This is a genomic window from Streptomyces sp. NPDC046881 (assembly GCF_040645015.1).
Classification (GTDB): domain Bacteria; phylum Actinomycetota; class Actinomycetes; order Streptomycetales; family Streptomycetaceae; genus Streptomyces.
Genome location: NZ_JBEYXJ010000117.1, coordinates 1 through 25,224 on the forward strand (window position 1 = coordinate 1; position 25,224 = coordinate 25,224).

Below are 25,224 nucleotides of genomic sequence, written 5' to 3' on the forward strand. Positions count from 1 at the left end.
GGTCCACCTGCGGGTGGGCCGGTTCGCGGCGGGGTTTTGGTCGGCGGCTTGTCCCGGGTCCCTGGTTACCGATTCCTTCTTTTCGTTTTCTGCGGAATGCAGTTCGAGTGGGATCGGAATAGTTCGCTTTCCGTGCGGAGGGGACGCGGTGAGGGGCTCCTGCCGGTAACAGGAGCCCCCTGTTCCGCCCGGTGTTGTGCTGCCGCGCCCAGGAAGGGAGAGGGACGGCCTTTTTCGAGGGCGGGGTTCCGCTTGTTCAGCTCATCATCGGGTGGGCCGCTATGCAAGATCTTTCGTGTTCGGGATGGGTCCGGAACCGTTCGGAACGATGAATGCGCAGTTCAGGGGCGTGTGGGCTGGTGTGGCGGTGTCGTGCAGGTGTGTGCTGCGGCCGGCATGCAGCTGACCGGTCCGGGTGTTGGCGGGTGATCCGCCGGACGGTTCCATACGCCGCGCTTTCCAAGTGGAAAAGGATTCCGAAATCGAGCGGTGATTATCCCGGATGATTCCGGTTGAGCCGAAGGGTTTTCCTCCGGTGCAGCCAAGGCAGAGACTGGGTGACAGCCGCATCACAGCCGGTAACTGAGATGCGGTGCCGTTTCGGCGATCTTCGCCGCGCCCAGGGAGGGGAACAACCGTGTCAGTACGCATTAACCTGTCCCGGCACCACCGGCAGGCGGTGTCCGCAAACCACGCGCAGTGCGGCGCAAGCCTCACGCCACTGCAGCGGATCACCGTCTTCACGGTCATCCTGCTCGTGGTGATCATCCTCGTGTGCAGCGGGCAGCCCGCGTACGACGTCATCGGGCTGGTCGCGGCGGCCGGAGCCGCCGCCTCGCAGATCGGCCCCTGGCTGAGCGGACAGCGCCCGGCCGTCGGCTTGGCCGGGGGTGCGTGATGAAACTGCCGGGAGGCTGGCCGGGCGCGCGGGGCAAGCAGGGCAAGGGGCCCGACCCGCTGCGGGTGCGCAACCAGAAGCAGTTCCGCGACGCGCTGAAGCAGCTGCGCGGGGGCAAGAGCTACAAGGCCATCGCGACGGCCAGCAAGGGGGACCTGCCGAGCACCACGATCTACACGGTGCTGACGAAGGACGCGCTGCCCTCTCAGGACTTCGTGGTGAAGTACCTGCCGGCCTGCGGGCTGAGCGAGGCGGACCAGAAGGTATGGTTGCGGTGCTGGGAGACGCTCAGCAACCAGCCCGGGCAGCCGGCCGGACACGGCAGGCGCTGGGAGGGTCTGCCGGGCGGTGGCCGCGGGCGCCTGCGCGCCGGCCTGGCGGCCGGCGCCGCGCTCCTTCTCGTCGCCGCCGCCATCGTGGCCTGGCAGGTGCACGAGGGGAACCTGGACGACTTCAAAAGCCAGCACTGCGGCACGTCCAACCCGGACCTGGTGACCGGCAAGGACCGCGAGTGCACCGGCGTCACCGACGGCAGCGACGGCTCGGCCGTCTTCGGCGACGACCTCAAGCCCCTCATGGAGGCCATCGCCGCGGAAAACAGCGACGTCACCGACGGCGGTGACTACGTGACGTTCGCCTTTCTCACACCGCTCAGCTCGACGGACGCCAACGCGCTGACCGTGGGCCAGTACGTGGCCGAACTCGAGGGCGCCTACACGGCCGTGGAGGAAGAGAACAAGAAGGACAGCAGGCCGAAGATCCGGCTGCTGGTGGCGTCGATGGGCAGCTCCGAACGAGCATGGAAGACGGCCGTCGACAAGCTGAAGGCCCGCAAGGACGCGGAGCACCTGGTCGCGGTGGCCGGGCTGGGGCTGTCCCAGCAGGAAACGGTCGATGCCGCCCGCGAGCTGAGCAAGGCCGACCTGCCCATGGTCGGGGACCTGATCACTGCGGACGGCTTCGACGCCACCGGCGCCGTCGACGGCAAGGGACCGATCAACGGACTGGCCCGGGTCGCCCTGTCCAACACCGACCAGCTCACCGCGATCAGCAAAACACTCGGCTCCGGCCGGCGCACCGCCGCCCTGATCAGCACCAAAGTGACCCCCAACGGCACCCGCGACCTCTACACCGAATCCCTCCAGCACGGCTTTCGGACCATCGCGGACCTGAAGAAGCACCTGGACCCCAACTCCGACTTCGTCTTCGACCCGCGCGGCGGGCCCGGCGCCATCCTGCCCACCATCAGCCAAAGCTTCTGCAACACGAGCAAGGCCATCGACACCGTCTACTACGCCGCCCGCGTCAAGTACCTGCCGCAATTCCTCGACGCGCTGGCCCAACGCAGCTGCCACGCCCAGCCCATCACCGTCGTCACCGGATCGGACGCGGCAGCCCTCGACCCCAAGACCGAAGCACTCCACAACGCTGACGCACCGATCACCGTGCTGTACGCGTCCTTCCCCGACGCCGCACAGTTCCGCGGCCCCGACAACCCCGACCGCGGCCTGTACAACGCGTTCGTGAAGAACTTCACCGCCCCCCACCACGACCAGCAGTTCCCCGTGCAACACCTCACCAGCAGCTACTGGCCCATCGTCGCCCACGACGCCGTCCTCACCGCAGCAACCGCCCTGCACAACGCCGCCGCCCACGGCGACGGACCGACCAACCTGCCCAACCGCTACGCCGTCAGGAACGAGCTGTACGCCCTGCGCAACGACGCCGTCGCCGGCGCAAGCGGCCACTTCGGCATCGACGCCAACGGCAACCGCACCCGCACCGACACCGTCACCACCGTCCACCGCCTCGGCCAGGCCCTGCCCAAGACCACCGGCCACACCAACTGACCAAGCACCCCGAACCAGCGGTGGGGGCAGACCCGTATCGGGCCTGCCCCCACCGGCCTTCTCGGCACCCGACCGGGCGGCGCCCGAACTCTTTTCTCCTTGCGCGCTCCGGCCTGCTGAGCTGCTGCTTCAGCAGGCGTCGTCGTCCGCCTTCAGTACATGGACCGGGGTATCCCGGGACATCCCCCAGTATGTCGGTATCCCGGCCCCCAACGGCCCAGCTGGCGAACGGAGGGGCGGTGACGTCCGCCTGGGCGCTCCTCTCCGGGTTCAGTCGCAGGACCCTCGCACCGGGTCTGCCTCGGCGCGCTACCAGCAATGGCTGGATCAGGAAGCCGCACATCCCGAACAGCCCGCGGAGTCCGGCTCATCCCCTCCACAAGGGCTACGTTCCGTTACCGTCTCGGGTTCCGGTGAAGGTGAATGCCTGGCTGGAGGCTCCGGTGCAGTCGGTTTGCGCGGCTTCGGCGCCGTCGGTGACGGGGGGCAGGAATCCCACGCAGAGGCCGCTGTGCAGTGGCCGGAGTCGGAAGCCGCTGCCGGAGGCTTCCAGGCGGAACTTCTGGTTGTTGCTGTCTTCGCAGTCTCGGGGGGCGAGCAGGGCTCCGGGGGAGGTGGAGGCTCCGTCCACGGCGAGGCAGCCGATGCCCTTGCCGGGATCGGGGTTGTGCCACTGGATGCGGTAGGTCTGTCCGCTCAGCTTTTCCAGGTAGACGCGAGGCAGGGGGGCATCCGCGCAAGCATGCTGGACGGCGATTTCACGAGTGGTGCGCCCGTTGCGTTCGCGTCCCTCGGTGAGACAGAGGGAAGGCGAGGACGCCGGGTGGATGAGGCTCCAGCCGGCAGTCGGCATCCGGGCGGGAACATGCGTGGGGCTGTGGCTGGGGCGGGGAGCGGCCGTCTTGTCCCGTTCGACCGGCGAGGCGGTGGGGGAGACAGCGGGCAGGGCGTCGGCCGTCCGGTGCTTGGCGGGTGAGGAAGTAGGCTGTTTGGAACGTGTGCTGGGCGAGGCGTTTGCGTGCGGGGATCGCGTGGGGGCACCGCCGGCACCGCCGGCATCGCCGCCCGTACCGTCGTTGGACGGCCACAGCGCCAGCGCCAGTATCCCGACGACCGTGCACGCGGCGATGGCGACCAGCGGTCCCTGCCGGCGCCAGTTCGACTGAGCGCTGGCAGGATCGGTGGTGTCATCGGCCGGGTCGCCAGCGGTCGGTTCGCCGGCTGGGTCGGTGTCCGGGTTCTGTTCTTCGGCGGCTGCTGCCATGGGGGGCGGCACCGCCGCCTGCGGCGCGCCGTCGTCGTCCTCTTGGGAAGTGTTCTGCGGTGCGTCCTCGCCAGCGGACGCAGGTGTGGCGCTGCCGGATATGGACAGGTGCCGTCGGGCGTCGAGCCATGCTTGCACCGTGTCGTCGTCGCCGCCGCACGCCCGTACGTAGGCGGCCAGGAGTTCGGCGCGGGGCAGGTCGTTGCGGCTCAGGGCGGCGGAGATCGTCGTGCGCGGCAGGACGTCGCCGGCGTCGGTGGCGTTGCGTTCCAGCTGTCGGTAACTCAGGTCCGCCCAGCGGCGTAACTGCCGCATCAGCTCCATGAACTGCGCAGGGCTGTCTGCCGCTGCCGGGTCGGGCCCCTGTCCCATCACCACTCCCTTGTCGCATGAGTACCAAGGGAGCTTAAAGGCAGTTGATCCGTACATCAGTGCTCTTTCCAGCATCCTTCTGCCACCTTCGAAAGTCGGGGGCGGCTGCTGCCCAGGACCCACCACCCGTACGGAGCCTGCGGATTCTTCACTGGCCTATGTGGCGGTAGGCGACGACGTGGGCGGAGTTTGGAAGAGGGGCGATGGTGACCACGGTGCCGGGCCGGGGGGCGTGGATGACCTGTCCGTTGCCGATGTACAGCCCGACGTGGCCGCCGCCGTGGGACAGGACGAGGTCCCCGGGCACCAGGCGGTTGCGGGTGGTGGCGGTTCCTGCGTGGATCTGTCCCCATGTGGTGCGCGGCAGTGTCACCCCGGCCGCCTGCCAGGCCCGCATCACCAGGCCGGAGCAGTCGAAGCTGTGCGGCCCGGTGGCGCCCCACACGTACGGCTTGCCCAGCTGTGCTTGGGCATAGGCCACGGCGTTCACCGCGGACCTGGCCGGCTTGGCCGGCTTGGCGGGCTTGGGGACGGGCGTCGTGCTGGGCTGCCGGCCCGGCGCAGGCGCGGTCATCGACGGCGTGGTCGTCGTGGGCCGGGCGAAGCCGGGAGCGTCCGGCTTGACGGGAATACGCAGCGTCCGCCCGGAGTAGATCAGGGTCGACGATCCCAGGTGGTTGAGCCGCTGCAGCTGCTTCACGGTCGTGCCGTGCGTGCGCGCCAGCTCCCACAGCGTGTCACCGGGCCGCAGCCCGATCTCTTTGCCCTTCACGGGCTTGGCCTTGGCTGTGCCCGGCACGGCAGGCTTGGCCGGGTGCGCTTGCGCGGGCTTGGGGACCGCCGGTGCTTCCGGCCGGAGCGTGACCGACGGCCCGCCGGCCGCAGACGAGTCCGACGGCCCGTGCACGGCCAGCAGCATGCCCGCCAGCACCGAGAGCACGAACCCCACAGCCAGTCCCGCCACCGCGGCCATGCCGTTGCGGATCTTCTTCGCGCCCGCGCCGGGGGTGCGCGGCCTGCGGTGCGCCCCCGGCGCCGACCGGAGCACCTTCCGCGCGGTCTGCTTCCCCGGCACCTGCCGCCAGGGCAGGCGTGTCTGCCGTCCCATTGCAACCTCCTCGAGATGACCGCGTAGTTCGCGGCCCGGCAAGGAGGTTGTTTCGCCTCGAAGGTGTCCCGCTAGATCTTCAGCCGTCCGGGACAGTCCCGGCCCGTCCAGCGCTGAAAGCCCCGGAACAGCGGTGGGCCGCATGAGCGCGGACAGGGGCGGTGACCTGCACAGACAAAGCTGGACTGTCCCGTCCGCCATGACGTGTTGCCCCGCGATGACCCCGCCCGGCACGCTCAGTTCATCGACCGGCCCACCCGGACCGCGCCAGACGTCGACGGCGCATCCGGGTCCGCCGCGTCCACCCTCGCCATCTGCCGGTGTCGACGACCGGGGCGAGCAGCCGTGCACACGGCCGATCCACCGGGCGACCGCCCAGGGGTGGCTCCATCACCGACTCGTTCCTCGAAGGAGGATCCGCATGTCTGCTGTCACACACCGCAAGACCCGGCCGCTGATCATCGCTGTACTCGCCGGCGGTCTGGCCGCGGGCGTTGTCGCCGGCACCTCGGTCACCGACGTGTTCACCGCCGACTCCGGCCGGGGCGGCACCTCCGGCCAGGTTGCCCTCGCCGGTACCAAGGTGCAGGGCGGCGACACCTGCCAGCCCGTCGACCGCGTGACGCCCATCCTGATCCGCGAGGGCTGGGACAGCCGTCCCGAGAAGCTCACCTGGCGTAACGGCGCCTCCACCGACCAAAAGCACCAGTTCACCTTCACCCACACCTACTCCGCCCGCGGCATGCTCACCGGTGAACTGCCCTCGCTGCCGAGCCTCCGGGGCAAGGCGAGGGCGAAAATCAACAAGAAGAACAAGCAGCAGGGCACCGTCATGAAGGGCTTCGAGCTGGAGCTGTCCGCCGACATCGGCGGGAGCGAGACCATCGAGTACACCGTCCCCGCCAGGAGCATGTTCATCGCCAAGCGCGGTATCTGGAAGCAGACCTGGGCCATCAAGCGCTACCAGCGGTGGTCCAACTGCCAGGAACGCTGGTCCCACGTCGGCAACATGACCGGTGTCGGAAGCATGATCTACACCTCCTCCAAGAAGCTGTACCGCTGAACCCTCGGCCAGCGGACCTCTCGCCCGGACACGCGTCCCACATGGCACACCGCTTCCTGTGGGACGCGCCCCCCGTTCTGAAGAGGCGCCGGAGTTCGTGAGGGTGCCACACCAGCGCAGCTGCACCAGACCGACAGCACACGCTGGTGCGGCGGGAACCTTGCAGCGGCGGTCACCCTCGCGGGTGTCCCTACCAGCAGCTCCTCCAGCAGCACCAGGACCTGGCCGCGGGAGGCGGCCGCTGCGGTGTCGGCGGGTATCTCGATGCCGTGAACGTCGAGGCGCATTGGGGATGGGCACTGAACGAAAGGACCGAGAGACGTGCACCTTGCGGTGGTTTCTGCGCCGTTGGCCTCGTCGGCCGCAGGGGTCACCCATCGGTGCCGTCTGGAGGCTACCGTCGGACTTCTGGCGGTCACGGACCCGACGGGGGGGGCAGTGGTCTCGAACGGTGAACGGAAGTCGGTCGAATTCCCGCCTATGACGAGGAAGGAACGCGAGCGCCGGGCGTACGAGCTGTTGCGGGCGGCCCGTAAGGCCGCCGCCGTCCTTCGCGCGCAGTGCCCTCCAGGCGAGCGCGCGGAGAAGGTGAGCGAGGTGGTCTGGCAGGCCGCAGAGCTGCTGGGTCTGCCGCCCGGCCCGGTCCCCGGTGATGCAGCGTCTCAGGGCAAGCTCGTCAAAGCCGCCGGTGAACTGGCAGTACTCCTGCGTGCGTACAACTGGGCCGATAGTGACATCACGGTCACGGACCTGGAGGACGCGGCAGTGGTGCCCCATGTCGGCGAGAGAGGCGCGGCCGACGGCTTCGACGCCCTCGGCAAACTCATCCTCCCGGAGGCCTCCCCTGAGGGCTGGGCGAGTGAGCTGGTCACCAGCGCCGCCAGGGGTAACCCCAAGCTCGAGGCAGGCGTCAAGTTCGGCAAGTACCTGCTGCATCCCACGCCCCTGCTCGTCCTGGACGACCTCACGAAGATCGTCGGGCAGGCGGTGCACTCCCTGAACGTCAGCCGGTTAGACGCATGCGTGGGCGACCTGCGCACCTTCATGCAGGACGACTGCCCAGCCGTCGAGCCGGCGAGGAAGTTCATAAATCCTGACGTTCCTCCCGGCGTCATCTCTTACGGCTGGTTGGACAGCATGGACAGCCCGGACTACCCGGTGACGCAGCCGTCCGACTACGCCGTCGAGCCGACGAGGGCGTCCGGCACCGCGCGATCGGTGAGGCCCAGGGCGCAGGCGGGGCGTGTCCGACGAACTCGCCTTGCTCCTTCCGGTGTCATCTCGTACGGCAGGTTGGACACCCTGGACTGGCCGGCGACGCAGCTGTTCGACCACACCCACGCTGACCACACGGTCGAGGCACCTCACGAGCCCGACATCGGCCTCGGCGGCATCTGAGGCACAACTGGACGACGCTCTCGTCCTCGAGGCGCTCCTCTTCGGCGATCCAAGCGTGTGTCCGGCGTTCGAGCGTGAGCGAGACTCTGCGGTCGCGGCAGCGAAGGCAACAGAAGCAGCCCAGCCTTAGCCGATTCGCACCCCTAAGCGCACTGGTGGACAGCCCTGTCTCCGCTCTGCTCCCCGGTCTCCACACGGTCCGCCAGCACCGGTACCGGATACGCGGAGTAGATCCGCTGCCACAGCCGTACGAGCCGCCGCCGCTTGGCCTCGCTCTGCGTCGGGAGGATCCGGGCCCGCAGCTCGTCCTGCTGGGCGGCCAGGCGGGCGTAGATGTGGCTCAGCTCACTCGTCATGGACTGTCAACGGCCCCGGGAGGTCGGCGGTCACCGAACGGGCGGGAGAGCGTCATGAGCACCCCGCGACGTCGACTCGGCACCGGTCCGAGCACCACACCGGGATAATGACCACGGAGGCCGCCCCGTGGCTGCTGCCCGTCGAGCGGGCTGCCGCCGACGAGGACCAGGAGCACGCCGATCCCGCGCGCGAACGGCCGGCGGACACGGACGACGATGACGTCGTCGTCCTGGTAGTGGTCCTCGGCTTCGCGCCGGCGTCGAGCGGCGGCTTCCTCTGGCGGAGCGCGAGGGCGGCCGAGCATGGGCGTACGCACTCGCGGGTGATCTTTCGGCCGCATGCCGTGACAGCCGCCGCGAACTGAGGTTTGGCGGGCATGAAGCGACTGATCCTCGCGGCCGTGGCCGCTGTCCTGTCCAGCACGGCCGTGGCCGTCCCGCAGGCCTCGGCCAGCACCCTTGAGCAGCTCCCGACCGCGTTTGCACGGGCGGACTTCAGCGAGTGCGGCTATCAGGTCACGACCCGCTACACCGCCCTCGGCCTGCTCCACCGAGGCGACTCGGTGTATGCCTCCCAGGCCCGGGGCGGCTGGTACCGCATCCGCCTGGCCTATGACTCCGGCAGCGCGTCCGGCACCCGCCCGTCGTCAGGGCTGCGCGAAGGCACCACGGGATGGGTGGTCAAGCGCGCGCTGCGGCCGAGCGTCTGCACACAACTCGACTGAGTCAGACGCGGGGCCGGACCGGCGATGTCCGTCCCCGAACCCAAACGTCGGGGACCGCCCTTAAGCGGTCCCAGCCCAGCAGGTCCGGCGGTACCGTTGGATCGTTAGTTCCGCGCCCCGCGCCCCACGGAGCCCACGATGAGCGAACAGCCGGCCCCCAGCGACACCGTCCGGCAGCAGCTGGACCCCGCGGCTGCCGACGCGGTCCGCGCGTACGCCGCCCGTACCCGGGCCAACGCCGACCAGTTCGCCGGCGTCCTGGAGGACATCGCCGCCAACGGTCTGCCCTCGGTGGAGGAGTGCACCCCGTGGGAGGAGCTGCGCGAGGCCCACCTCGCCCGCCTCGCCCGCCAGCGCCCGGCCGTCGCCTGATGCCCCCACAGCAGGGGCCGCGCCGCGCCCGGATCGCCTTCTCCGACTCCGCCGCCAAGCAACTGGAGAACATCACCAGCGAGGCGGAGATCCACGCCCTGGACCGCGCCCTGGTCGTCGTCTCCGTCGATCCCGACGTCGGCGAGCCGATCCCCGGCAGCGCCTCCGGCCCCCAGCTGCGCCAGTACACCGACGAGCTCGAAGCCGTCCGGATCCTGTACTTCGTCACCGCGCTGCGCACCGTCGTAGTCGTCGCCTACATCGAGGTCTAGCCCGCCCAGGCCGAGTGCGCCGCACCGGCTGTCATCCCCGCTGCGCCGCCAGCCACCTCCGAGTTAGAGGGCCGCGGACGTGCGGCGGTGTGACTTACCGTTCGCGCGGGTGATCCCACCCCCGGTTTCCGGGCGTGTTGTCCGGGAGGGCCGCTACGAAGATCTCAAGGACGTTCGGGATCTTCGAAGGGACACCGGCTTCCATGCGCTTCGCCCGTACCGCGGCCACCGTCTTCGCCGCCCTGCTCCTCCCCGTCACCGCCCACACCGCCACCGCGGCTGCACCGCCGCACTCGCGCGCGCCGGGGGAGACGGTGATCCTTCCCGTGCGCGATGCGCTCGACCAGCTGCCGGTGCGGGCCGAGGACCGCACCGGCTATGAACGCTCCAAGTTCCGGCACTGGATCGACGCCGACAAGGACGGCTGCAACACCCGGGCCGAGGTCCTCAAAGCCGAAGCCGTCACCCCGCCCGAGCAGGGTCCGCGCTGCGCCCTGAGTGGTGGTGAGTGGTACTCGCCCTATGACGACCGCTACCTCAACGGTGCCCGCGGCCTGGACATCGACCACCTGGTCCCGCTCGCCGAGGCCTGGGACTCCGGCGCCTACGGCTGGACTGCCGCCGAGCGCGAGGCCTACGCCAACGACCTCGGTGATGCGCGGGCGCTGATCGCGGTATCGGCGGCGTCGAACCGGTCGAAGGCGGATCAGGATCCCACTACCTGGCTTCCCCCGGCTGCCGGTTACCGCTGCCAGTACGTCACCGACTGGATCGCCGACAAAATCCGCTGGGGCCTGAGCATCGACGCGACCGAGCACGACGCACTGGCCGGCCAGCTCGGCCAGTGCTCCAACACGCCCATCACCGTCGCCCTCGCCCGCTAGAGGAGCCGGCCCGGCCGGTGCCGTTCAGCTCGGTGCCTGCAGCATGTCCAGGTAGCAGCGCAGCCGTACGCCGGGCTGGCCGGCGTCGCGTGTGGTGCGTTCGACCGCGGTGGTCGCCCACATCGACGCGAGCGCTTGCTGGAAGGTGAAGGCGGTCTGGTCGTCAGCGGCTGCCACGTCCACGACGACCAGACCGGGCTCCGACACGTGCACTTCGTTGATCGCATCCACGTCTTCCAGGACGAGCTGGTGCGGTCAAGGGGTTCTTGCTTCGGCAGGGGTTCACCCGCTCGGCTCAGCAGCGTGCGCCTCAGCTGGTGGTGCGGATGGCGGTGATCGTGGGGGCGCCGGAAGCGGTAAGGCACCAGGTTGAATCACGTGGACGTCCCACCTGAGCCGTCCCCTGTGTGGGTTGCGATGGCTCTTGTCCGGCTGTCGAAGAGGTTCCGGAGTGCTTCCTGGACAGCTTCGCGATCCAGCTGAGTCTCCTGTGCCAGAAGCAGGCGGGCTTCCGCTTCGACCTCAGCCCATGCCAGCCGACTGCGTCGGTTGACGGCGCGTCTTACGTCGCTGCGGATGAAGCCCGCCCCTGCTGAGAATCCAGCGGCGACGAGGGCAAGCAGTGCCGCAGGGACACGGGCATCCGGTGCCGCCAGCCCGGTAGCTCCAGAGATGCCGGCGAGCACCGCAGCGGGAAAGCCGAGCGTGACGTCTATGTAGGACCAAAAGCACACTCGGCGGTGGGCATGGCGTTCGAGACGCTCTGCTTCAACAAGTACGCGTTCGACTTCGGCCCGCACAGGCGTCACCTGCGCCTGCGAGTCGCCTTGTTGCTGCGCGTAGTCTCCAGCCACGGGTCAAAGAATCTCACCGACGCCTCGGGTAGGTGACGAGCCGACACGGTGATTCTGCCTTGTGCCCCTGCCCTCGTCGTCTATCCAGTGCGCCGAGGTTCGGTGCCCTTCTTGGGGTGGGCTGGGCGGGTGTATGCCTCGCCGGCAGCGAGGACCCGTCCCACGTCATGGCGTGCGGCCGGGCGGCGATTCTTCGAACCAGGGGGTCGTCCCGGACCGGGACGAGACGGTTTGGGTGCACCGGCCGGGGAGCCGGTCTTGGCGGGGAGGTTTCTGAACCCCCGCCGGACCCGGGCAGGGGTCAGTTTGTTCGGCGGGGATGGCTTCTCCCAGGGCCGCCGCAGGTCGGTGGCCAGCGGGCGGCCGAGCGACTGCCGCTGCTCATGCTTCACGAGACGCACGACCTGCTGACCTTGCTGCGCCGTGTTGCGGCCGAGTACGGGGCCCATGTGCCGGAGGCTGGGCGCTGGGCCAAGGAGATCGCTGCCCGTGTCCCGTCACAGGAGTGACACGGCGCCGGGCGGGCGTGCAGCGTGCCGCCAGCGGCCGGAGGCATCGCGGGCGACGTCGGCGTCGACTTCCACCACCAGCTCGGGCTCGACCAGCGTGACGTCCAGCGTCTCCCGGCTGCCCCACCCGGTCGAGAACGGCCAGCCCCTCCACGGATGCCCGCGCCGGGCCTGGTGGAGCATCGCGGCGATCGCCGTACCGGCCTCCTTGGCGAGGGTGGTGGTACGGCCGACGTACTGAAGGTGCCCTTCGCCGTCGTACCGGCCCAGCAGCAGCGTCCGGGGAACTGACAGGGGACCCGTGACCGCGTCGACGACCGCCTCCGTCGTCTCGCGTGTCTACTGGCGAAGAGGCAGTATTCGATTCATGCACTATTCGTGCAGCGGACCGCGGCGGACGGTGCGCACCGCCCGCTGTACGCCGATGCGGGAGCTACTGACGAGCCTTCAGAGGCCGTTGCCCAGGGCACTGGTATCCGCCCTCTGGTGCGTCGTAGGAGAACCTGTATCCGGCGAAGTCGGCGAGATGGACGTAGTCGCTGAGCCAAAAGCGCTCCGCAGTAAACGCGCGCTTGCCGGCCGCGGTCCCCATCGTGGTCGATGGGGCGCCGGTGGAGTGGGGACCTGCGACGGTCCGGCGTGTCGTGGTTTCCCACGAAATCCGGTGGAGTCTCAGCGGCCGGAAGTGGTTGGGTCCTGCTCAATGCTGCGCTGACACGGCCCGGCACAGTGCGAGGCGCAAGGTCCGAATCGCAGGCGCGGTCTAGCCCGCGTGTCGTCGAGTGATGGAGGTTATCGCGGTGGCTGGTTACGGGGCACTTTCCGACGTATACGAGTGGCTGATCGGGGACGACAGGTTGACCCCCGCCAAGGCAGCCGCGGTTTACTACAGCGATGTCGTGGGCTCTCTGCCGCCCAACGCGCGCGTCCTCGACTGCGCGTGTGGAACCGGCCAGCTCGCCGTCGGGCTCGCGAGTCTTGGCCTTGACGTGGTCGCCGCAGACGCCAGCAATGGGATGGTTCGCCGGACCGAGAAGGCCGCCGACGAGCAGGGTGTCTCGCTTCGAGCCCTCCGCGCGAGCTGGGACGAGCTGCCCGACCACCTGGAGGACTCCACGTTCGATCTGGTGTTCTGCGTCGGCAACTCGCTCGGGCACGCTGAGGGCTCAGCCGGGCGCCTGACCGCACTGGAAGCGATGTCGCGGCTGCTGAATCCGGGCGGACGCCTTGTGCTCCACTCACGCAACTGGGAGCTCGTGCGCTCCGCCGGCTCACGGGTAGACGTCCGCGATCGACTCATCCGCCGCGACGACCGAGATGCGGTCGTCAGCTACTACTGGCAGATCGAGCAGGGCTGGGAGCAGGAACACTTCCTTGAGATCGTGGTCGCCCAGATCGAGCCGGATGGGGCAGTGCGGGTTTGCTCGGAGCGGTTGTCCATCTGGCCCTACCGGTACGAGGATCTCGTGGCTCAGTTGCGGAGTGTCGGGCTCACGGTGCAGTCCACCACCTTCGACCCCGAGAGCGATGGATACCTGGTGGTCGCCAGCCGCGACCAGGCGCGAGGCACGTCTGAGCCGACACCCTGATCCGCCTTTCGTCGTTGCCGGCCTGCCGGCTCGCGGCCGCCTGCAGTGGGTTTTTCGCGAAGTGTTCAGCGCTTGAGGCGGTCGCTGCGGGTGCGGTCCTCGCCGCGCTGGCTTCGGACCTGCGGCCCGCGGGCTGCACCGCCTCCACCAAGGCATTCGATCCTGGACGGCACGTTGCTGCCGATCGACCGAAGGGCTACAGCAATGGCCCCTGCCGTCAATACCTGCGGCGGAGGGTGACGTCGACGGCTCCGGCCCGGCTGGTGCCGGAACGGACCTCGCGGTGCTCCGTCCCCGGCTCCGGTACACCCTCGCGACGGCGGGGAGGACACGAGACCTCGCCCTGCGCCCGGCCCAGTGGAGATCGCCGACACCGTAGCCTTCACGTCGTTGTACGAGCCGTGACCCGGCTTGGCGGCCGTCTTTTGCCGCGGTTTTTTGGTGGGCGGTTTCTTCTATGCCGCCTTGGTGTGGACGCCGTCGGCCCCGGCATCGCCGCACAGGCGGGGCTGGCCCTTGACCGACTGCCGTGCCTCTGGTGATGTCTCTCTTGCTTTACTCACCCGTCCGCGGGGGACGAGGGCTCACCACGCACAGGGGGACGCATGAGTGATCGCGAGTTGTGGGCGAGCATGGCGCTGCTGGCCACATTCCTGGGGTTCGTCGTATCGATATTCGTCGGTCCTCCCGCCTGGTTCCTGGGCATCCTGTCCGCCGTACTGGCCGTGAGCGTGCTGATCATCTGGACCGAACAGAAAAAGAGCGGCCGCCGCTGAACGCGCTTCTCGGGACGCGGACGATCGCGGCTGTATTCCCGGGAGCGGCCTGCGCCGTCAGGGCATGGGCTTCACCGCCGCCGAGGCCGCCGAGGTGATGGGCAACCAGGAATCCACCCGCTCCGCACCGGCCAACGCCGCCTGACCACCCTGCTCAAACTCCGCCGCCCGGAGCACCCCGACGGGAAGAACTGCTCATGACCGTGCTACCCGACGACGACCGCACCATCGACGACCTGCTCACCTCGGCCCGCACCCGCAACCGCTACGCCACCTACGACATGGCCGCCGCCGAAGCCCGGCCCCGCCAGGCAGCCCGCCACGCCACCGCACCACCGACACCGCCCCCCTCCATAACGACATGGTCTTCCTGACCGTCGCTGAAGTGGCGTCCGTCATGCGCGTCTCGAAGATGACGATCTATCGCCTGGTCAACTCGGGGCATCTGCCAGCCATCCGAGTCGGGCGATCCTTCAGGGTCCCCGAGCAAGCTGTCCATGAGTTCCTGCGGGACAGCGCGGCCGAGACCGTCGGCGTCGAAGAGGTTCCCGATAGCGCTGAAACCATCGAGCGGCCCTGACACCCGAGTGACACTTCTTCCTCACGCCCCGGAGCCCGGCCGAGCGCACCATGCCCTCGGCCTAGTGGGACCGTCGCTGCGCCGGTCACCGTCGGGCGCCGGTCGTCGGTCGCCGTTGGCGCGGCGATCCTGCGACGCGGCACGGCGGCACACCGGGGTCGCGCACGATAGCGTGGTCCTCGCGGTGTCTTCCCTGCCGTCGCGGGGGTGTGCCGGTGACGACCATGCTCCTGCCGAACCAGCGAAGGTCTTCCCCGCCGTCGTGGGGGTGTTCCGCTGATCCGCAGGCCATCCCAGTCCGTGGAGGCGTCCTACCCGCCGACGCGGGGGTGTTCCGATGGCGTGGGGGAAGAAGACCGCCTCGATCTGGTCCTCCCCGCCGACGCGGGGGTGCTCCGTGGGCCAAGGGCCAGACGACCCCACGCGTCCGGTCCTCCCCGCCGACGTGGGGGTGCTCCGTGCTGCATCAGCCCGTTGAATGCCGGCTGGGCGTCCTCCCCGCCGACGCGGGGGTGCTCCGGCGATGGCGGCGGCCAGGTAAGTGGCCTGGGGGTCCTCCTCGCCGACGCGGGGGTGCTCCGCGCTTCACCGACCTCCAGGCCCAGTACGAGCAGTCCTCCCCGCCGACGCGGGGGTGTTCCGTCCACCTCCTTGGCCATCCCTGTGGCCGAGGAGTCCTCCCCGCCGACGCGTCCTCCCCGCCGATGCGGGGGTGCTCCGCCGACGCCGACCAGCCCGAAGCCGAAGCCGAAGTCTTCCCCGCCGTCGCGGGGGTGTTCCGGCGACGATGGAGCGCAGACGCTCCATCAGCTCGTCCTCCCCGCCGACGCGGGGGTGCTCCGCTCGCGCAGATCAAACGGTTCTCGTCGTACATGTCCTCCCCGCCGACGCGGGGGTGGCGCGAGATGCCTGGTGTCCGGCCTTTCAGATCGCCTGCTCCGGCTCCAGCAGGTTTGTACCGGACAAGCCGGGCGATCAGCCGCCCGGATGTGCTCGCACATCCACTGCTGTGCGCCTGTGAGCTTGTCCCAGCCGAGGCGGACCGAGCGCACCCACCGCCCTAGATCCTCGCCCTGATGTACGACGTCGCCCGGCTCCGTCGGCAGCTCGCCACCGGCCTGCAGGTGCTGCCGGGTGGAAGACGCGTTGCCACTTCACCGGCCAGGTGGGGCACCAGGCGGGGTCGATGTCCTCCAGTTGCTCGGGGCCCCTCCTGTGACAGCGCGCCGGCCGCCGAGCCCACCGGAAGGTCTTCGGCTCGCCGCTGCACCCCGCCGCGATGAGGCGGCTTCCCCGCTCCGCCGTAGGGTGGCCGGTCTGCTGCTCGCCGTGTTGGTCAGGCGGCGGGTGCGGGTGATGGCGGTTGGGGGACGAGGTCCGCTGGCAGCGCGGGGGGAGGGCCGGACCGGTTGCTGGTGGCTCTTGACCTGGAACGCGGTGGTGCCGTCGTCGGGGGTGTGGATGACGAAGTCGATGCCGTCGTCGCCGGCGGGGCGCAAGACGACGGCGGAGTCGGGCCGGGTGGAGCCCATGCCGTGGGTGAGGAGGTTGGTGGCGGTGATCCAGTCGGGTGGGGTGGTGCCGTTGCGGTGTGCCTCCCGGCTGGCCGACCGGGACATGACGGCGAGGGCGTCCGCGAACACCTGGACGCCTGCGGCCGCGACGGCGGGGGCGTTGCGGATGCCGGGGTCCGCGGCGAGTGCTTCGACGGCCGGTTGGATGCCCGCGGCCAGCTGGTCGACGTCGTAGCGGGCGCAGTGTGCGGCGAAGGCTACGAGGGCGGGTCTGATGCCGGCGGCCAGCCGATCGAGGTCGTAGTGGGAGAGGGGGAGCGGGTGGCTGCGGCGGATCCGCTGTGTGAGCTGTCTGCGCGGGGGTGCGGGGCGGGTGCGGCGCCGGGAGGTGACGTGATCGTAGGCGTCGAGGTACGGGCGCTGTGCGGCCGGAGGGATGCCGCACACGGTGAGGAACGTGATCAGCTGCTCGCGGCTGGCGGGCAGGGCCTTGCGGTTGACGATCCGCGACGCGGTGGCGAGCGGCACCCGTGCCCGGCCCGGCCGGTCGAGGTCGCGCAGGGGCGGGGCGCCGGCCCGTTCGTACGCCGCGGCCAGGACGAGGCTGAAGTCGCGCTCGTACTGAACGAGGTGGGGGGCCGGTGCCTGGAGCGCGCGGAGCTTGCCTCGCTGGACAGTGCGGCCGAGGGCGTGCAGGCGGCGGGCCTTGTCCTGGTCGGCCGGGCCGGCGCCGCAGGCGCGGAGGTAGGCGTCGAGGACGGCCGGGGTCGGCGGGGCAGTGCCCGATTCGGCGCGCTGGACGGCGCCGCGGGAGATGTTGGCGGCGTCAGCCAGGGCGCGCTGGGTCAGCCGGGCGGCGCCGCGCAGGGCTCTCAGGTGCTCGGCGAGACGGGCGTAGGGGCGGTCCGGGACGGCGGCGGGGAAGCGGGCCATGGCCGCCGCCTACTTGCTCGCGCCGGAACGTACGGCGGCCTCGACGAGGAGGCTCATCAGGCGGCGGCCTCCGCCGGCGGCGGTGAGGGTGGCCGCGCCGATCGCGCCGCAGCCGCCCAGGAGGGCGAAGACGGTCTCCAGCTCGGTGCCGGCGAGGAACAGGCCGGTGCCGAGTCCGAGGACGGCGATCAGCAGGATCAGCGCGTGGGTGGGCCCGAACCGTCCTGCGGCGCCGTCCAGCTCACCGCCTCCCGCTGGCCCCGGGGCCAGCGGGGCGGGAGGTGCGCAGGTGCAGACCGGGGCGGGACCGGCCGGGTGGGGGAACGGGGCAAGGCTCATGGTGGGGACTCCTCCTGACGGGGGCGCCGACGGCATGCCGGGGCCCGGGGCTACTGGTCGCAAAGTGACGCAGCTCGTAAGGCAGTTGGCCCTGCTGTTGGCCGGGCTGCGTGGCACACAGCCTTCCATGCCTTGGTGTCCCGTCGCCCCGCCCTGGTGCGGCGTTTGTCCGGTGTGCGGCTTGCCGGCCCCGCCGGTGTTCCCCGTCCCGCCGTGAATTCCGCCGGCCGCCGGGCCCGCCGAAACCAGCCTGGCGCCGACAGGTTGCACGCCTGCTGCCCCGCTGGCGGCCCACCCTTCGTTCCGGCCAGCTTGCGGCCCAGGCCGTTTCGGCGCGACGGTGGTCCCAGTACGACACCGGCGGCGAGGCTGCCGGTGTCCTCCTGACGGCTACTGGTCGCAAGCCCGAACCGTTTCAGGACTTCTGGCAGGCGCGTTGGCCCGCGCCCGCCGCCACGTCAGGCCGGCACCGCCCTCGGTGCCGGCCTGACGTGCGTCGAGGGTGAGGGGTTCCCCGCGCGCCCGGGGCCTGCGGATGCGTGACTGCCGAGCCGGCTTCGGGTGGACGCTGTCGGCGGTGCGGCGCCGGCGCTGCGCGCCAGCAGGGCCAGCGTCGTACGGCGCCGACCGGGGCCGCGGGCGTGTATCCGTTGAACTCGGCGGTCCGGCACGGGATTCGTCCGCCGTACGACGGACGTGCGCCCGGAGCCGGGAGAGAACGCTGGTCTCCGTACGTCGTGGAATGGGTCCGGTTCCGCTGCTCGTCCATCCGCCGTGCGCTGTACCGCGCCGCGGCGTGGCCGTACGACGGTGTCGTCCGCTGCGCCCCAGCGGTGCGGACGTCGAGGTGACACGCCGGCCGTATGGTAGGCGGCCCCACCCCAGACTCTGACGGGCCGTCGGGCGAGATCGTGCAGGTCGCAGAGGGGCGGATCGGAGAGGTCGTCAACTTGCTGCCGCGCCCGGCTCTGATGGGCATATCCTTATGTCATCGTCGCCGCCGAAAGCGGCCTGTTGTGCAGCCGATGGACACCGCGGTTTCCACCGGCAAGACCTGAGTACGCCGCCTGCACGTCACGGGGCGGGTACCCGGATTCCGCCGACAGGTCACTGAAGCGACGCCGGGTCAGCTCAGCGACGGACCGCGGTCCTCACCGGGCGGGCACGGGTGCGTTGCGCTCCGAGGCGCTCTGCTCGCGTACGCCGGTCACCGGCCGCGAGCCCGCCTCGCGCCGGCCCATTCGATTGAGGCCCTGTGAGCACCATCGACATCCCTGACGAGTACGACGACATCGACGGTATCGAGGTCATCGACATCCGCTCTGGCGACCGCTCGACGCCGTTCGAGCACCGCGTTGAGCCGGTCAGCAAGACCACCAAGGCGATCAAGTTCCTCGAGGACCACCCCGACGTCCAGATCTCCCCGGCCGCCGTCCGCCGGATCGCGTACGGCGCGGTCGAGCCCGGACTTCTCGAAGGCGCCCGCCTGGAGCGCCACCGCGTCGAGACCGGCTGGCTGAGCGTTCTCACCTACCGCGCGTACACGCTGATGCTGTCCCCCGCGATCGAGAACGACCGGCTCCTCGACGAGGCCCACTACGCGGCCGACCCGGACACCAGCAACCATCAGCGGGTCCTGTCCATGCCTACCGCGCACGACACCGACGCCACCCTCGTCTACGCCGACGCCATGGACGACCTCCTCGCCGCCATCGACCGGGCGTCCAAGAGCGTGAGGAAGAACAACCCGCAGGAAGTCGGCCGGCGCATCGTGGAGCGGTCCCTGACGGCCGTCCCCGCCACCTTCCGCAACCCCGGACGCCACCCCGACGACGACCTGAGCCTCGTCGACGGCAACAGCCGCTGGGCGGCCTGCACCGCCGACATCAAGGTCCCGGCCAGCTCGATCCGCCCCACCAACGCCAAGGACCCCGACAGCCTGCTTCCGTCCCACCTCATGCGGCTTCCCCTCGCCGAGCGGCGGAACCTCGTCCGGGAGATCGTCAAGAACGCCTACCGCGACATCAACGCCGCCACCGGCACGAGCAAGGCCGCCCGCGCCAAGCGCGACCAGGCCGCCAGGCTCCTCAACGCGATGACCGTCCCGGTGCAGGTCATCGTCGGCTACACCGACGACAACCCGACCATGGGCATGGGCCGCTTCCCCGTCGCGGTCCGCTCGCTGCTGATGCGCATGAACATCGGAGTGAAGGAGTTCAAGGAGCCCTCGAAGAACGGTGTCACCGCCGAGGAGATCGTCACCGCCCTGTTCGACGCCGGCGAGCTCGGCGACGACAACGCCCAGGCCGTGCGGGACGTGCTCCTCGGCCGCGCCGACGTCACCGACGCCATGAAGTCCCTCGGCCTCAACCCCGCCTTCCGCGACCTGCGGTTCACGTACGTCGTCCAGCAGCTCACCCGCAAGGAGCCCCGGCTGAACGCGGTCATGGCCGCGAAGCTCGACAAGCGCCGCCTCCAGGTCACCCACCGCAGCGGCCCGATCGTCGAACTCGGCCTGCGCTCGTACTCCAGCTTCCCCAAGGAGAAGCTGGCGCCTGTGCGCACCGCGCTGGACACCGGCTGCCTGTGGCAGGCGCTCGCCGACCACGAGTGGACCGTTGAGAACATCGACAACGACCAGGCCGTGGACGACCTCCTGGAGCGCGCCGACAACGGCGACGTCCCTGCCCGGCTGCTCCTCGGCGTGCTCGCCATGGTCACCCTCGTCACCGGCGGTTACCTCCTCGCGCCCGGCGGCTCCGCCGAGCAGATCGTGGGCAACATCAAGGTCATGCGCGCCGGCGTCGGCACGGTCATCAAGACCGTCCTCGACACGAAGGAGGGCCGGCAGGTGCTCGCCGACGCGATCAAGCGGATCCGGGCCGGCCTGCCCCCGCGATGGTGGGCCGACGGCCACCTCGTCGAGCAGGACGGCTGGAAGGGCAGCGACTTCAACGCCCACCTGCGCCTCGCCGCCAACCACGGGTTCGCCCCCGAGGGCTACCAGAACGAACCCACCGCCACCGAACTCGAAGACAAGGCCCTCACCGCCTTCCAGCTGTCCCTCACCAGGGCCGCCGACGACCTCGACTACCTGACCGCCCTGCGTAAGAAGAACGGCACCACGACCGAACTCTCCTGGACTGCCGTCGAGCCGTCCTTCAAACAGCTCACCTTCATGAACAAGCACTTCGCCCTCATCTCCGAGGACGAGCCGCGAGGATGACCGACACCACCTGGGCCGGCCTCGTGGTCATCACCGACGAGCGGTACACCATGCTCGCCCGGCTCGCGGGCCAGTGGCTCCTCGAACCACAGCCCGAGCCGATCTCCATCGGCGAGGACTCCGGGTACGAGGACAAGGCCATCTACATCGTGGTCAACCGCAACGGCAACGCCTGCTACTGCGGAAAGACCGCCCCCACCAGGGCCCTGAACCGGGGGGCCGCCGCGACCAGGCTCGGCCAGCACATCAAGGGCAGCACGTCGAAGCGGGACGAATGGGTCGAGTACTGGGTGATCCCGCTGCGTGACGCCACCCCCGGCCACGTCGTCTCCGCCCTGGAAAAAACCGTGGCCGCCCGCCTCGGCATCCCGCTCGTGCACCGGACGCGCATGCCGCGTCGGCGCACCTGACCCCCGACCGGCCGAAACCACAGCCGGCACCGGTAAACACACATGGGCCCCGCACCGGGAAGGGCGGTGCCGGGGCCCACCCGCTCCGAGGCCAACGGCCCTGGTCCCGCACCCGAGTCGACCAGGGTCCCCAGGGACCCGGCCCTCACCCCGCACGGCCCCCGGCAGGGGGCACGCCCCATGCCGGCCAACGGCCGGCCCGCCCGAAGGAGCTGCTCCCTGTCCGTCCTCGGCTTACCGAGCACCTCGTGAGTGCCGTCCCGCACCGGCGACGTTCGACGACCTGCGCCGGGACCGCCGTGTGCCGGTCGTGTGTTGCGAGGGGGCAGATCCGTGTACGCCTTGGCGATCAACGGTGTTACGCATGATGAACGCCTCATGTACGCCCTATGTGCGGTTTTGCGTACGTGGCATAATCATGTCCATCGCATGCCGATCGTGGAGAGCTGCTCGATCCGCTCCGCGGAGAGGGTTGCGGCCCGGCTGCGCTGGTTCCCGATCCATGCACCAAGCCGGATCTGCCATTCCTCCTGGTCCTGGCCGCTGCCGTTCTCCCCGTCTTCGCCGATGATCGTTTCGATGTGCTTCCGAGGGACCTTCAAGTGTCCTTCGCGCTCGTAGTACTGGGTGGCGGCGGTGAGGTTGAGTGCCCATTTGTCGGCCTGTGTGCGCCGTGGCTTGGGTTTCTCGTCGTCGCTGGCGGGCGTGATGCCGAGGATGTGCTCCAGCATCCACTGCTGCACGGTGGTGAGCTTGTCCCAGCCGAGCCGCTGTGCCCGTACCCACCGCCCCAGATCCTCGCCCTGGTGCACGACGACGCCCGGCGAGGTGGGCAGCTGGCCGCCGGCCTGTAGGTGCTGCCGGACGAGGTGGAAGCAGCGTTGCCATTCCACGGACCAGGTGGGGCACCAGGCGGGGTAGATGTCCTCGAGCTGCTCGCGCCGCTCCTGTGAAAGGGCGCCGGCCGCCGAGCCGACCGGAAGACCTTCGGCGCGCCGGTGCTCGATGTCGACAGCTTTCCGGGCGGCGGCCCTGGCGTTCTTCAGAAAGATCCCTACCCGGTATCCCTTGTAGGTGGCGTCCGTGGGGGCCAGGAGGTGTCCGTTTTCGGCGGCCCATCCGCGGGCTGCGGCGAGGCCTTCTTCCCACGCGACGTCGTAGTGCGACCACACCATGCCCAACCGTTCCAGCTGCGCCACACGGTCTGGGCCCATGGTGCCGCGGGCGTAGATCCTTCGAGCGTCGGCCACCCATTGCCCGAGCGGGAACGCGGCGAGCGTGGCCGGCCACCCCTCGCCGTTCTTCGCCTCTTGCTCCTGGTCGTCGCTGCCCGCGGTGGGTACGCGGTAGGTGAAGGGCACGCGCAGGTCGCCGTAACGCCGGTGGTAGAGGGTGGCGGCTTCGATGCCGCGTCGCCAGTGGGCGTGTTCGGGGTGGAGGACGCGCAGGTTGATGAACGCGGCCAGCTGCGCCGGGTCCCGGGGGGTGGAGAACTTCAGCAGGGTCTGGGCCGGCACGGAGAGTCGGTCGCTTCGGTCGCTGCCTGCTCCCTCCTCTTCCTCCGCCGCCGCCCCGCTGCGGCTTTGTACGCCCCGGACACGGCTTGGCGCCTGGGGCTGCGCTAGAGCCTCCACGACCCGGGCGTCGTGTGCCCTGAGCGCTTCCAGCAGCTTTGCCAGCCCGCCGAACGCCCGGGAGGTGAGCATGTTGTCGACCGTCTCGCCGGGTCCGAGCAGGACGGGCACCACGAGCGAGGCGACCTTGCCCTCACCGGGGCGGATGCGTAGGGCGCGGCCGACGGCTTGGACGAGGTCGGGCATGGAGCCGCGGACGTCGGCGAAGTAGACGGAGTCGCAGTTTCTGGTGTCGACGCCCTCGCCGAGCACCCGCACCGAGCCCAGGAAGCTCTTCTCCACGACCGTGCCGTCCGTGGCGATCCCGGCCTCGAACTCGCCGAGCACCTGGCGCCGGTGGCCTGGCTTGTGGTCGCCGCACAGCCAGTCCGCCCAGATCGTCTTGGGGTACAGCTCAGCGTCGGTCGCATGCAGCCGGCCGGCGACGCCAGGGAGGCCGGCCGCGAACGCCTCGGCCTCCTTCACCTGGTGGTGAAAGACCAGCGTCCTGCGGAAGCCTTCCTCGGCCGAAGCCTTCACCAGCGCGGTCTGGAGGGCTGCGAGCCGCGCCCCGCGCACCTGCTCGGACCGTGCGTCCGCGCCCAGGAGCTGGGCGGCCTGGAGGTGGGTGTCGGTGATGTCCAGGCACACCACTTGGTACGGCGCGCAGATTCCCCTGTCGATGGCATCCGAGAGCGTCAAGGTGAAGGCCCTGCTGCCGAACGGGCCCTCAGGGTCGTTGTCCATGCTCGCCACCAGCTCACCGGGCACGCCCGGCGCGGCCTCGGAGTCGTCGTCCAGTTGCCACAGGCGGGGGGTGGCGGTCATGTAGAGGCGGCGCAGGGCGGGGATGCGGGTGTTGTCGTGGACGACTGCCCACGGCTTGCCGATCCGGCCCGACGTGCGGTGCGCCTCGTCGACCACGATCAGGTCCCAGCCCGGGAGACCGGCCTTGTGTGCGCGCTCGAGTGTGCCGAGGCCGAGGGAGGCGTAGGTGGCGAACACGGTGATCTTGTCGAACGGCCGCACCCAGTCGACCAGCTCCTGCACGTCCGTGGTGTTGGGGAAGGACACCTCCTCACCCCGCAGGGAGGAAATCCCGATCATCGGGCCTGTCCGGCCTCCCTCGCGCCACGCGGCCTCGGTCTGGGCGAGCAGATCGAGGGAGGGAACGAGTACCAGTACGCGTCCTGCCCGGAGTTCCTGAGCGCTGCGCACGGCGACGAGGGTCTTGCCCGATCCGGTCGCCATGACCACCTGGGTCCGCAGTCCCCGGTTGGGCACAGTGGATCTTGCAGGCAATTCAAGAGCGCGCAGCACCCCGTCTACGGCTTCTCGCTGGTGGGGGCGGAGTTCCTTCACTGCCATATCGACCGGCTTTCTGCTGTCTGTCGGAGTGCGGTCCAACCTCGCGAAGTGACCTGTCAGACCCGGGCGTTGACCTCACGTGGCTGCGAAAGGCCACGGACCATCGCCGGGGGCAGATCCGAGGCTTGACGATGATCGCGGCTTCAGACACCTCCGCTGGTGGTGCTTCACCAGTCCAGAGTCTATCTCAGGCGCAAAATGAAGCACAGCAATCGAGAAAGACAGCAAGCAGCATGATAGTTTCCCCCCACGGGGGCCCTTCTGCCGTCCGTACTCCGATCGAGAAGAGCGGGCCCGCGGGCCTCGGAAGACAGGTAGGCGCCGGCTGTGACTGCCGAGTGGTACGTCCTCATCGAGGAGGACACCCGGACGACGGAGAGCCCCGACGGCGTAGAACTCAAACTGCACCGGTGGATGCTGGTGGGTACCCATCACATCGGCCAGGACGAGGCGGAAGCGGTGGCCGCGGCCGAGGATGCGGCCATGAACTACATGCCGGGGGTGCTGGCCCGGCATGCGCGGCCGGGAGACGAGCCGGCCCGGCATGCGTTCCTTGCTCAAGATGGCGCGTGGGTGGTGCTTGTGAGACAGCGACACCGTGAGTGTCATATACGGGTGACCGCGGCCCGCCTCGTGCACTCGCAGGAAGAGAAGGAGGCACCGCCGAAAAGCCTGAAGGAGAAACTCCGTAGCGCCTTGGAGGGGCCACCGCCTCTGCCGAAGCCGTGGACGCCACCAAAGCAACGCGGGCAAGACTGAACCGACCCCCCTCTTATAGCCAGCCGGGCCCGCGTCAGCGGGCCCAACGGCCCTGGAGGCGCAGCCGGAGGGACCGTTGGGCAGGGGAGCGCAGCGGACCCGCCGGCCAGGCTGGAGCGAAGCGGAAGCCTGATAGCGGGACGGAGTCCCGCAGGTCCGGGAGCGCAGCGGACGGACCGTCACCCTGCTTGC

Annotated in this window: 25 protein-coding genes and 3 pseudogenes; 17 read left to right on the plus strand and 11 right to left on the minus strand. The window is 69.8% G+C overall.

The genetic code is table 11. The annotated features are described in order from the left end of the window. Positions 1 to 637: 637 nt before the first annotated feature. Both ABZ923_RS34945 and ABZ923_RS34950 read left to right on the plus strand, forming a co-directional pair. Positions 638 to 898 carry a hypothetical protein gene (locus tag ABZ923_RS34945; RefSeq protein WP_361480239.1) on the plus strand — a complete coding sequence of 87 codons (261 nt, stop codon included), beginning with the start codon at positions 638 to 640 and terminating at the stop codon, positions 896 to 898. Beyond that, positions 898 to 2,748 carry a hypothetical protein gene (locus ABZ923_RS34950; protein ID WP_361480242.1) on the plus strand — a complete coding sequence of 617 codons (1,851 nt, stop codon included), beginning with the start codon at positions 898 to 900 and terminating at the stop codon, positions 2,746 to 2,748. Before ABZ923_RS34945 ends, ABZ923_RS34950 begins: the two co-directional genes overlap by 1 nt. Before the next feature lie 385 nt (positions 2,749 to 3,133). Here ABZ923_RS34950 and ABZ923_RS34955 read toward each other — a convergent pair whose 3' ends face one another. Both ABZ923_RS34955 and ABZ923_RS34960 read right to left on the minus strand, forming a co-directional pair. After that, complete coding sequence (locus tag ABZ923_RS34955) at positions 3,134 to 4,459, minus strand: RICIN domain-containing protein (RefSeq protein ID WP_361480245.1); 1,326 nt, start codon at positions 4,457 to 4,459, stop codon at positions 3,134 to 3,136. 73 nt (positions 4,460 to 4,532) lie between these two features. Further along, positions 4,533 to 5,492, minus strand: a complete 960-nt coding sequence (locus ABZ923_RS34960) for an NlpC/P60 family protein (RefSeq protein ID WP_361480248.1) — start codon at positions 5,490 to 5,492, stop codon at positions 4,533 to 4,535. A 421-nt stretch (positions 5,493 to 5,913) separates the two neighbouring features. On the opposite strand from ABZ923_RS34960, the gene ABZ923_RS34965 reads away from it, so the two are divergent. After that, entirely contained in the window at positions 5,914 to 6,555 is a 642-nt protein-coding gene (locus ABZ923_RS34965) for a hypothetical protein (RefSeq protein ID WP_361480251.1), read from the plus strand. A gap of 480 nt (positions 6,556 to 7,035) precedes the next feature. Continuing rightward, on the plus strand, positions 7,036 to 7,953 hold the full coding sequence (locus tag ABZ923_RS34970; RefSeq protein ID WP_361480254.1) for a hypothetical protein: 918 nt from the start codon (positions 7,036 to 7,038) through the stop codon (positions 7,951 to 7,953). A gap of 143 nt (positions 7,954 to 8,096) precedes the next feature. Here ABZ923_RS34970 and ABZ923_RS34975 read toward each other — a convergent pair whose 3' ends face one another. Beyond that, on the minus strand, positions 8,097 to 8,309 hold the full coding sequence (locus ABZ923_RS34975) for a hypothetical protein (protein WP_361480257.1): 213 nt from the start codon (positions 8,307 to 8,309) through the stop codon (positions 8,097 to 8,099). Positions 8,310 to 8,416: 107 nt separating this feature from the next. Here ABZ923_RS34975 and ABZ923_RS34980 point away from each other — a divergent pair, with 107 nt between their 5' ends. From ABZ923_RS34980 to ABZ923_RS35000, 5 genes are all read left to right on the plus strand, one after another. Then, positions 8,417 to 8,674, plus strand: a complete 258-nt coding sequence (locus ABZ923_RS34980; protein WP_361480260.1) for a hypothetical protein — start codon at positions 8,417 to 8,419, stop codon at positions 8,672 to 8,674. A gap of 12 nt (positions 8,675 to 8,686) precedes the next feature. Next, positions 8,687 to 9,034, plus strand: a complete 348-nt coding sequence (locus ABZ923_RS34985; protein ID WP_361480263.1) for a hypothetical protein — start codon at positions 8,687 to 8,689, stop codon at positions 9,032 to 9,034. A 138-nt stretch (positions 9,035 to 9,172) separates the two neighbouring features. Beyond that, positions 9,173 to 9,406 carry a hypothetical protein gene (locus ABZ923_RS34990; protein ID WP_361480266.1) on the plus strand — a complete coding sequence of 78 codons (234 nt, stop codon included), beginning with the start codon at positions 9,173 to 9,175 and terminating at the stop codon, positions 9,404 to 9,406. Beyond that, the gene (locus ABZ923_RS34995) at positions 9,406 to 9,678 is read left to right on the plus strand and encodes a hypothetical protein (protein ID WP_361480269.1); all 273 of its coding nucleotides are present in this window, start codon (positions 9,406 to 9,408) and stop codon (positions 9,676 to 9,678) included. The genes ABZ923_RS34990 and ABZ923_RS34995 overlap by 1 nt, the downstream gene beginning before the upstream one ends. Before the next feature lie 203 nt (positions 9,679 to 9,881). Beyond that, positions 9,882 to 10,562 carry an HNH endonuclease family protein gene (locus ABZ923_RS35000; protein WP_361480272.1) on the plus strand — a complete coding sequence of 227 codons (681 nt, stop codon included), beginning with the start codon at positions 9,882 to 9,884 and terminating at the stop codon, positions 10,560 to 10,562. Positions 10,563 to 10,586: 24 nt separating this feature from the next. Here ABZ923_RS35000 and ABZ923_RS35005 read toward each other — a convergent pair whose 3' ends face one another. From ABZ923_RS35005 to ABZ923_RS35015, 3 genes and pseudogenes are all read right to left on the minus strand, one after another. Beyond that, positions 10,587 to 10,793 carry a DUF6207 family protein gene (locus tag ABZ923_RS35005; RefSeq protein WP_361480275.1) on the minus strand — a complete coding sequence of 69 codons (207 nt, stop codon included), beginning with the start codon at positions 10,791 to 10,793 and terminating at the stop codon, positions 10,587 to 10,589. Between the two features lie 143 nt (positions 10,794 to 10,936). Continuing rightward, positions 10,937 to 11,416, minus strand: coding sequence for a hypothetical protein (locus ABZ923_RS35010; protein WP_361480278.1), 480 nt, complete (start codon positions 11,414 to 11,416; stop codon positions 10,937 to 10,939). 80 nt (positions 11,417 to 11,496) lie between these two features. Then, positions 11,497 to 11,784: pseudogene (locus tag ABZ923_RS35015) on the minus strand (transposase); the annotation flags it as partial. A gap of 15 nt (positions 11,785 to 11,799) precedes the next feature. Here ABZ923_RS35015 and ABZ923_RS35020 point away from each other — a divergent pair. Beyond that, complete coding sequence (locus tag ABZ923_RS35020; RefSeq protein ID WP_361480281.1) at positions 11,800 to 11,925, plus strand: DUF6417 family protein; 126 nt, start codon at positions 11,800 to 11,802, stop codon at positions 11,923 to 11,925. Here ABZ923_RS35020 and ABZ923_RS35025 read toward each other — a convergent pair. Next, complete coding sequence (locus ABZ923_RS35025; RefSeq protein WP_361480310.1) at positions 11,914 to 12,219, minus strand: hypothetical protein; 306 nt, start codon at positions 12,217 to 12,219, stop codon at positions 11,914 to 11,916. The two genes, ABZ923_RS35020 and ABZ923_RS35025, sit on opposite strands and share 12 nt — an antisense overlap. Before the next feature lie 491 nt (positions 12,220 to 12,710). Between ABZ923_RS35025 and ABZ923_RS35030 the strand changes: the two genes are divergently transcribed. The 4 genes from ABZ923_RS35030 (at position 12,711) to ABZ923_RS35045 (ending at position 14,870) form a co-directional block, all read left to right on the plus strand. Beyond that, positions 12,711 to 13,514, plus strand: coding sequence for a class I SAM-dependent methyltransferase (locus tag ABZ923_RS35030; protein WP_361480284.1), 804 nt, complete (start codon positions 12,711 to 12,713; stop codon positions 13,512 to 13,514). 605 nt (positions 13,515 to 14,119) lie between these two features. Then, the gene (locus tag ABZ923_RS35035) at positions 14,120 to 14,290 is read left to right on the plus strand and encodes a hypothetical protein (RefSeq protein WP_361480287.1); all 171 of its coding nucleotides are present in this window, start codon (positions 14,120 to 14,122) and stop codon (positions 14,288 to 14,290) included. A 197-nt stretch (positions 14,291 to 14,487) separates the two neighbouring features. Further along, on the plus strand, positions 14,488 to 14,664 hold the full coding sequence (locus ABZ923_RS35040; RefSeq protein ID WP_361480290.1) for a hypothetical protein: 177 nt from the start codon (positions 14,488 to 14,490) through the stop codon (positions 14,662 to 14,664). Further along, positions 14,652 to 14,870 carry a helix-turn-helix domain-containing protein gene (locus tag ABZ923_RS35045; RefSeq protein WP_361480293.1) on the plus strand — a complete coding sequence of 73 codons (219 nt, stop codon included), beginning with the start codon at positions 14,652 to 14,654 and terminating at the stop codon, positions 14,868 to 14,870. Before ABZ923_RS35040 ends, ABZ923_RS35045 begins: the two co-directional genes overlap by 13 nt. A gap of 986 nt (positions 14,871 to 15,856) precedes the next feature. Here ABZ923_RS35045 and ABZ923_RS35050 read toward each other — a convergent pair. The 3 genes and pseudogenes from ABZ923_RS35050 to ABZ923_RS35060 form a co-directional block, all read right to left on the minus strand. Further along, positions 15,857 to 16,137, minus strand: a pseudogene (locus ABZ923_RS35050) (helicase); the annotation flags it as partial. Between the two features lie 970 nt (positions 16,138 to 17,107). Beyond that, positions 17,108 to 17,317: pseudogene (locus ABZ923_RS35055) on the minus strand (helix-turn-helix transcriptional regulator); the annotation flags it as partial. Positions 17,318 to 17,326: 9 nt separating this feature from the next. Next, entirely contained in the window at positions 17,327 to 17,656 is a 330-nt protein-coding gene (locus tag ABZ923_RS35060) for a hypothetical protein (RefSeq protein ID WP_361480296.1), read from the minus strand. A 1,255-nt stretch (positions 17,657 to 18,911) separates the two neighbouring features. Here ABZ923_RS35060 and ABZ923_RS35065 point away from each other — a divergent pair. Together ABZ923_RS35065 and ABZ923_RS35070 are read left to right on the plus strand one after the other, a co-directional pair. After that, positions 18,912 to 20,882: a hypothetical protein gene (locus ABZ923_RS35065; RefSeq protein WP_361480298.1), complete on the plus strand. Its 1,971-nt coding sequence runs from the start codon at positions 18,912 to 18,914 to the stop codon at positions 20,880 to 20,882. After that, positions 20,879 to 21,292, plus strand: a complete 414-nt coding sequence (locus ABZ923_RS35070) for a hypothetical protein (RefSeq protein WP_361480301.1) — start codon at positions 20,879 to 20,881, stop codon at positions 21,290 to 21,292. Before ABZ923_RS35065 ends, ABZ923_RS35070 begins: the two co-directional genes overlap by 4 nt. 416 nt (positions 21,293 to 21,708) lie before the next feature. On the opposite strand, the gene ABZ923_RS35075 is transcribed toward ABZ923_RS35070, so the two are convergent. Beyond that, positions 21,709 to 24,273, minus strand: a complete 2,565-nt coding sequence (locus tag ABZ923_RS35075) for a Helicase associated domain protein (protein WP_361480304.1) — start codon at positions 24,271 to 24,273, stop codon at positions 21,709 to 21,711. 327 nt (positions 24,274 to 24,600) lie between these two features. On the opposite strand from ABZ923_RS35075, the gene ABZ923_RS35080 reads away from it, so the two are divergent. After that, a complete protein-coding gene (locus ABZ923_RS35080; RefSeq protein WP_361480307.1) occupies positions 24,601 to 25,032 on the plus strand; it encodes a hypothetical protein in 432 nt (143 codons plus the stop codon). The last annotated feature ends 192 nt before the right edge of the window (positions 25,033 to 25,224 follow it).

Bases quoted from the DNA above. Each gene is read 5' to 3' on its own strand.
- ABZ923_RS34950 (WP_361480242.1), top strand. From the start codon at position 898: ATGAAACTGCCGGGAGGCTGGCCGGGCGCGCGGGGCAAGCAGGGCAAG.
- ABZ923_RS34955 (WP_361480245.1), bottom strand. From the start codon at position 4,459: ATGCTGGAAAGAGCACTGATGTACGGATCAACTGCCTTTAAGCTCCCT.
- ABZ923_RS34960 (WP_361480248.1), bottom strand. From the start codon at position 5,492: ATGGGACGGCAGACACGCCTGCCCTGGCGGCAGGTGCCGGGGAAGCAG.
- ABZ923_RS34965 (WP_361480251.1), top strand. From the start codon at position 5,914: ATGTCTGCTGTCACACACCGCAAGACCCGGCCGCTGATCATCGCTGTA.
- ABZ923_RS34970 (WP_361480254.1), top strand. From the start codon at position 7,036: ATGACGAGGAAGGAACGCGAGCGCCGGGCGTACGAGCTGTTGCGGGCG.
- ABZ923_RS34975 (WP_361480257.1), bottom strand. From the start codon at position 8,309: ATGACGAGTGAGCTGAGCCACATCTACGCCCGCCTGGCCGCCCAGCAG.
- ABZ923_RS34980 (WP_361480260.1), top strand. From the start codon at position 8,417: ATGACCACGGAGGCCGCCCCGTGGCTGCTGCCCGTCGAGCGGGCTGCC.
- ABZ923_RS34985 (WP_361480263.1), top strand. From the start codon at position 8,687: ATGAAGCGACTGATCCTCGCGGCCGTGGCCGCTGTCCTGTCCAGCACG.
- ABZ923_RS34990 (WP_361480266.1), top strand. From the start codon at position 9,173: ATGAGCGAACAGCCGGCCCCCAGCGACACCGTCCGGCAGCAGCTGGAC.
- ABZ923_RS34995 (WP_361480269.1), top strand. From the start codon at position 9,406: ATGCCCCCACAGCAGGGGCCGCGCCGCGCCCGGATCGCCTTCTCCGAC.
- ABZ923_RS35000 (WP_361480272.1), top strand. From the start codon at position 9,882: ATGCGCTTCGCCCGTACCGCGGCCACCGTCTTCGCCGCCCTGCTCCTC.
- ABZ923_RS35020 (WP_361480281.1), top strand. From the start codon at position 11,800: ATGCTTCACGAGACGCACGACCTGCTGACCTTGCTGCGCCGTGTTGCG.
- ABZ923_RS35030 (WP_361480284.1), top strand. From the start codon at position 12,711: ATGGAGGTTATCGCGGTGGCTGGTTACGGGGCACTTTCCGACGTATAC.
- ABZ923_RS35035 (WP_361480287.1), top strand. From the start codon at position 14,120: ATGAGTGATCGCGAGTTGTGGGCGAGCATGGCGCTGCTGGCCACATTC.
- ABZ923_RS35040 (WP_361480290.1), top strand. From the start codon at position 14,488: ATGACCGTGCTACCCGACGACGACCGCACCATCGACGACCTGCTCACC.
- ABZ923_RS35045 (WP_361480293.1), top strand. From the start codon at position 14,652: ATGGTCTTCCTGACCGTCGCTGAAGTGGCGTCCGTCATGCGCGTCTCG.
- ABZ923_RS35060 (WP_361480296.1), bottom strand. From the start codon at position 17,656: ATGAGCCTTGCCCCGTTCCCCCACCCGGCCGGTCCCGCCCCGGTCTGC.
- ABZ923_RS35070 (WP_361480301.1), top strand. From the start codon at position 20,879: ATGACCGACACCACCTGGGCCGGCCTCGTGGTCATCACCGACGAGCGG.
- ABZ923_RS35075 (WP_361480304.1), bottom strand. From the start codon at position 24,273: ATGGCAGTGAAGGAACTCCGCCCCCACCAGCGAGAAGCCGTAGACGGG.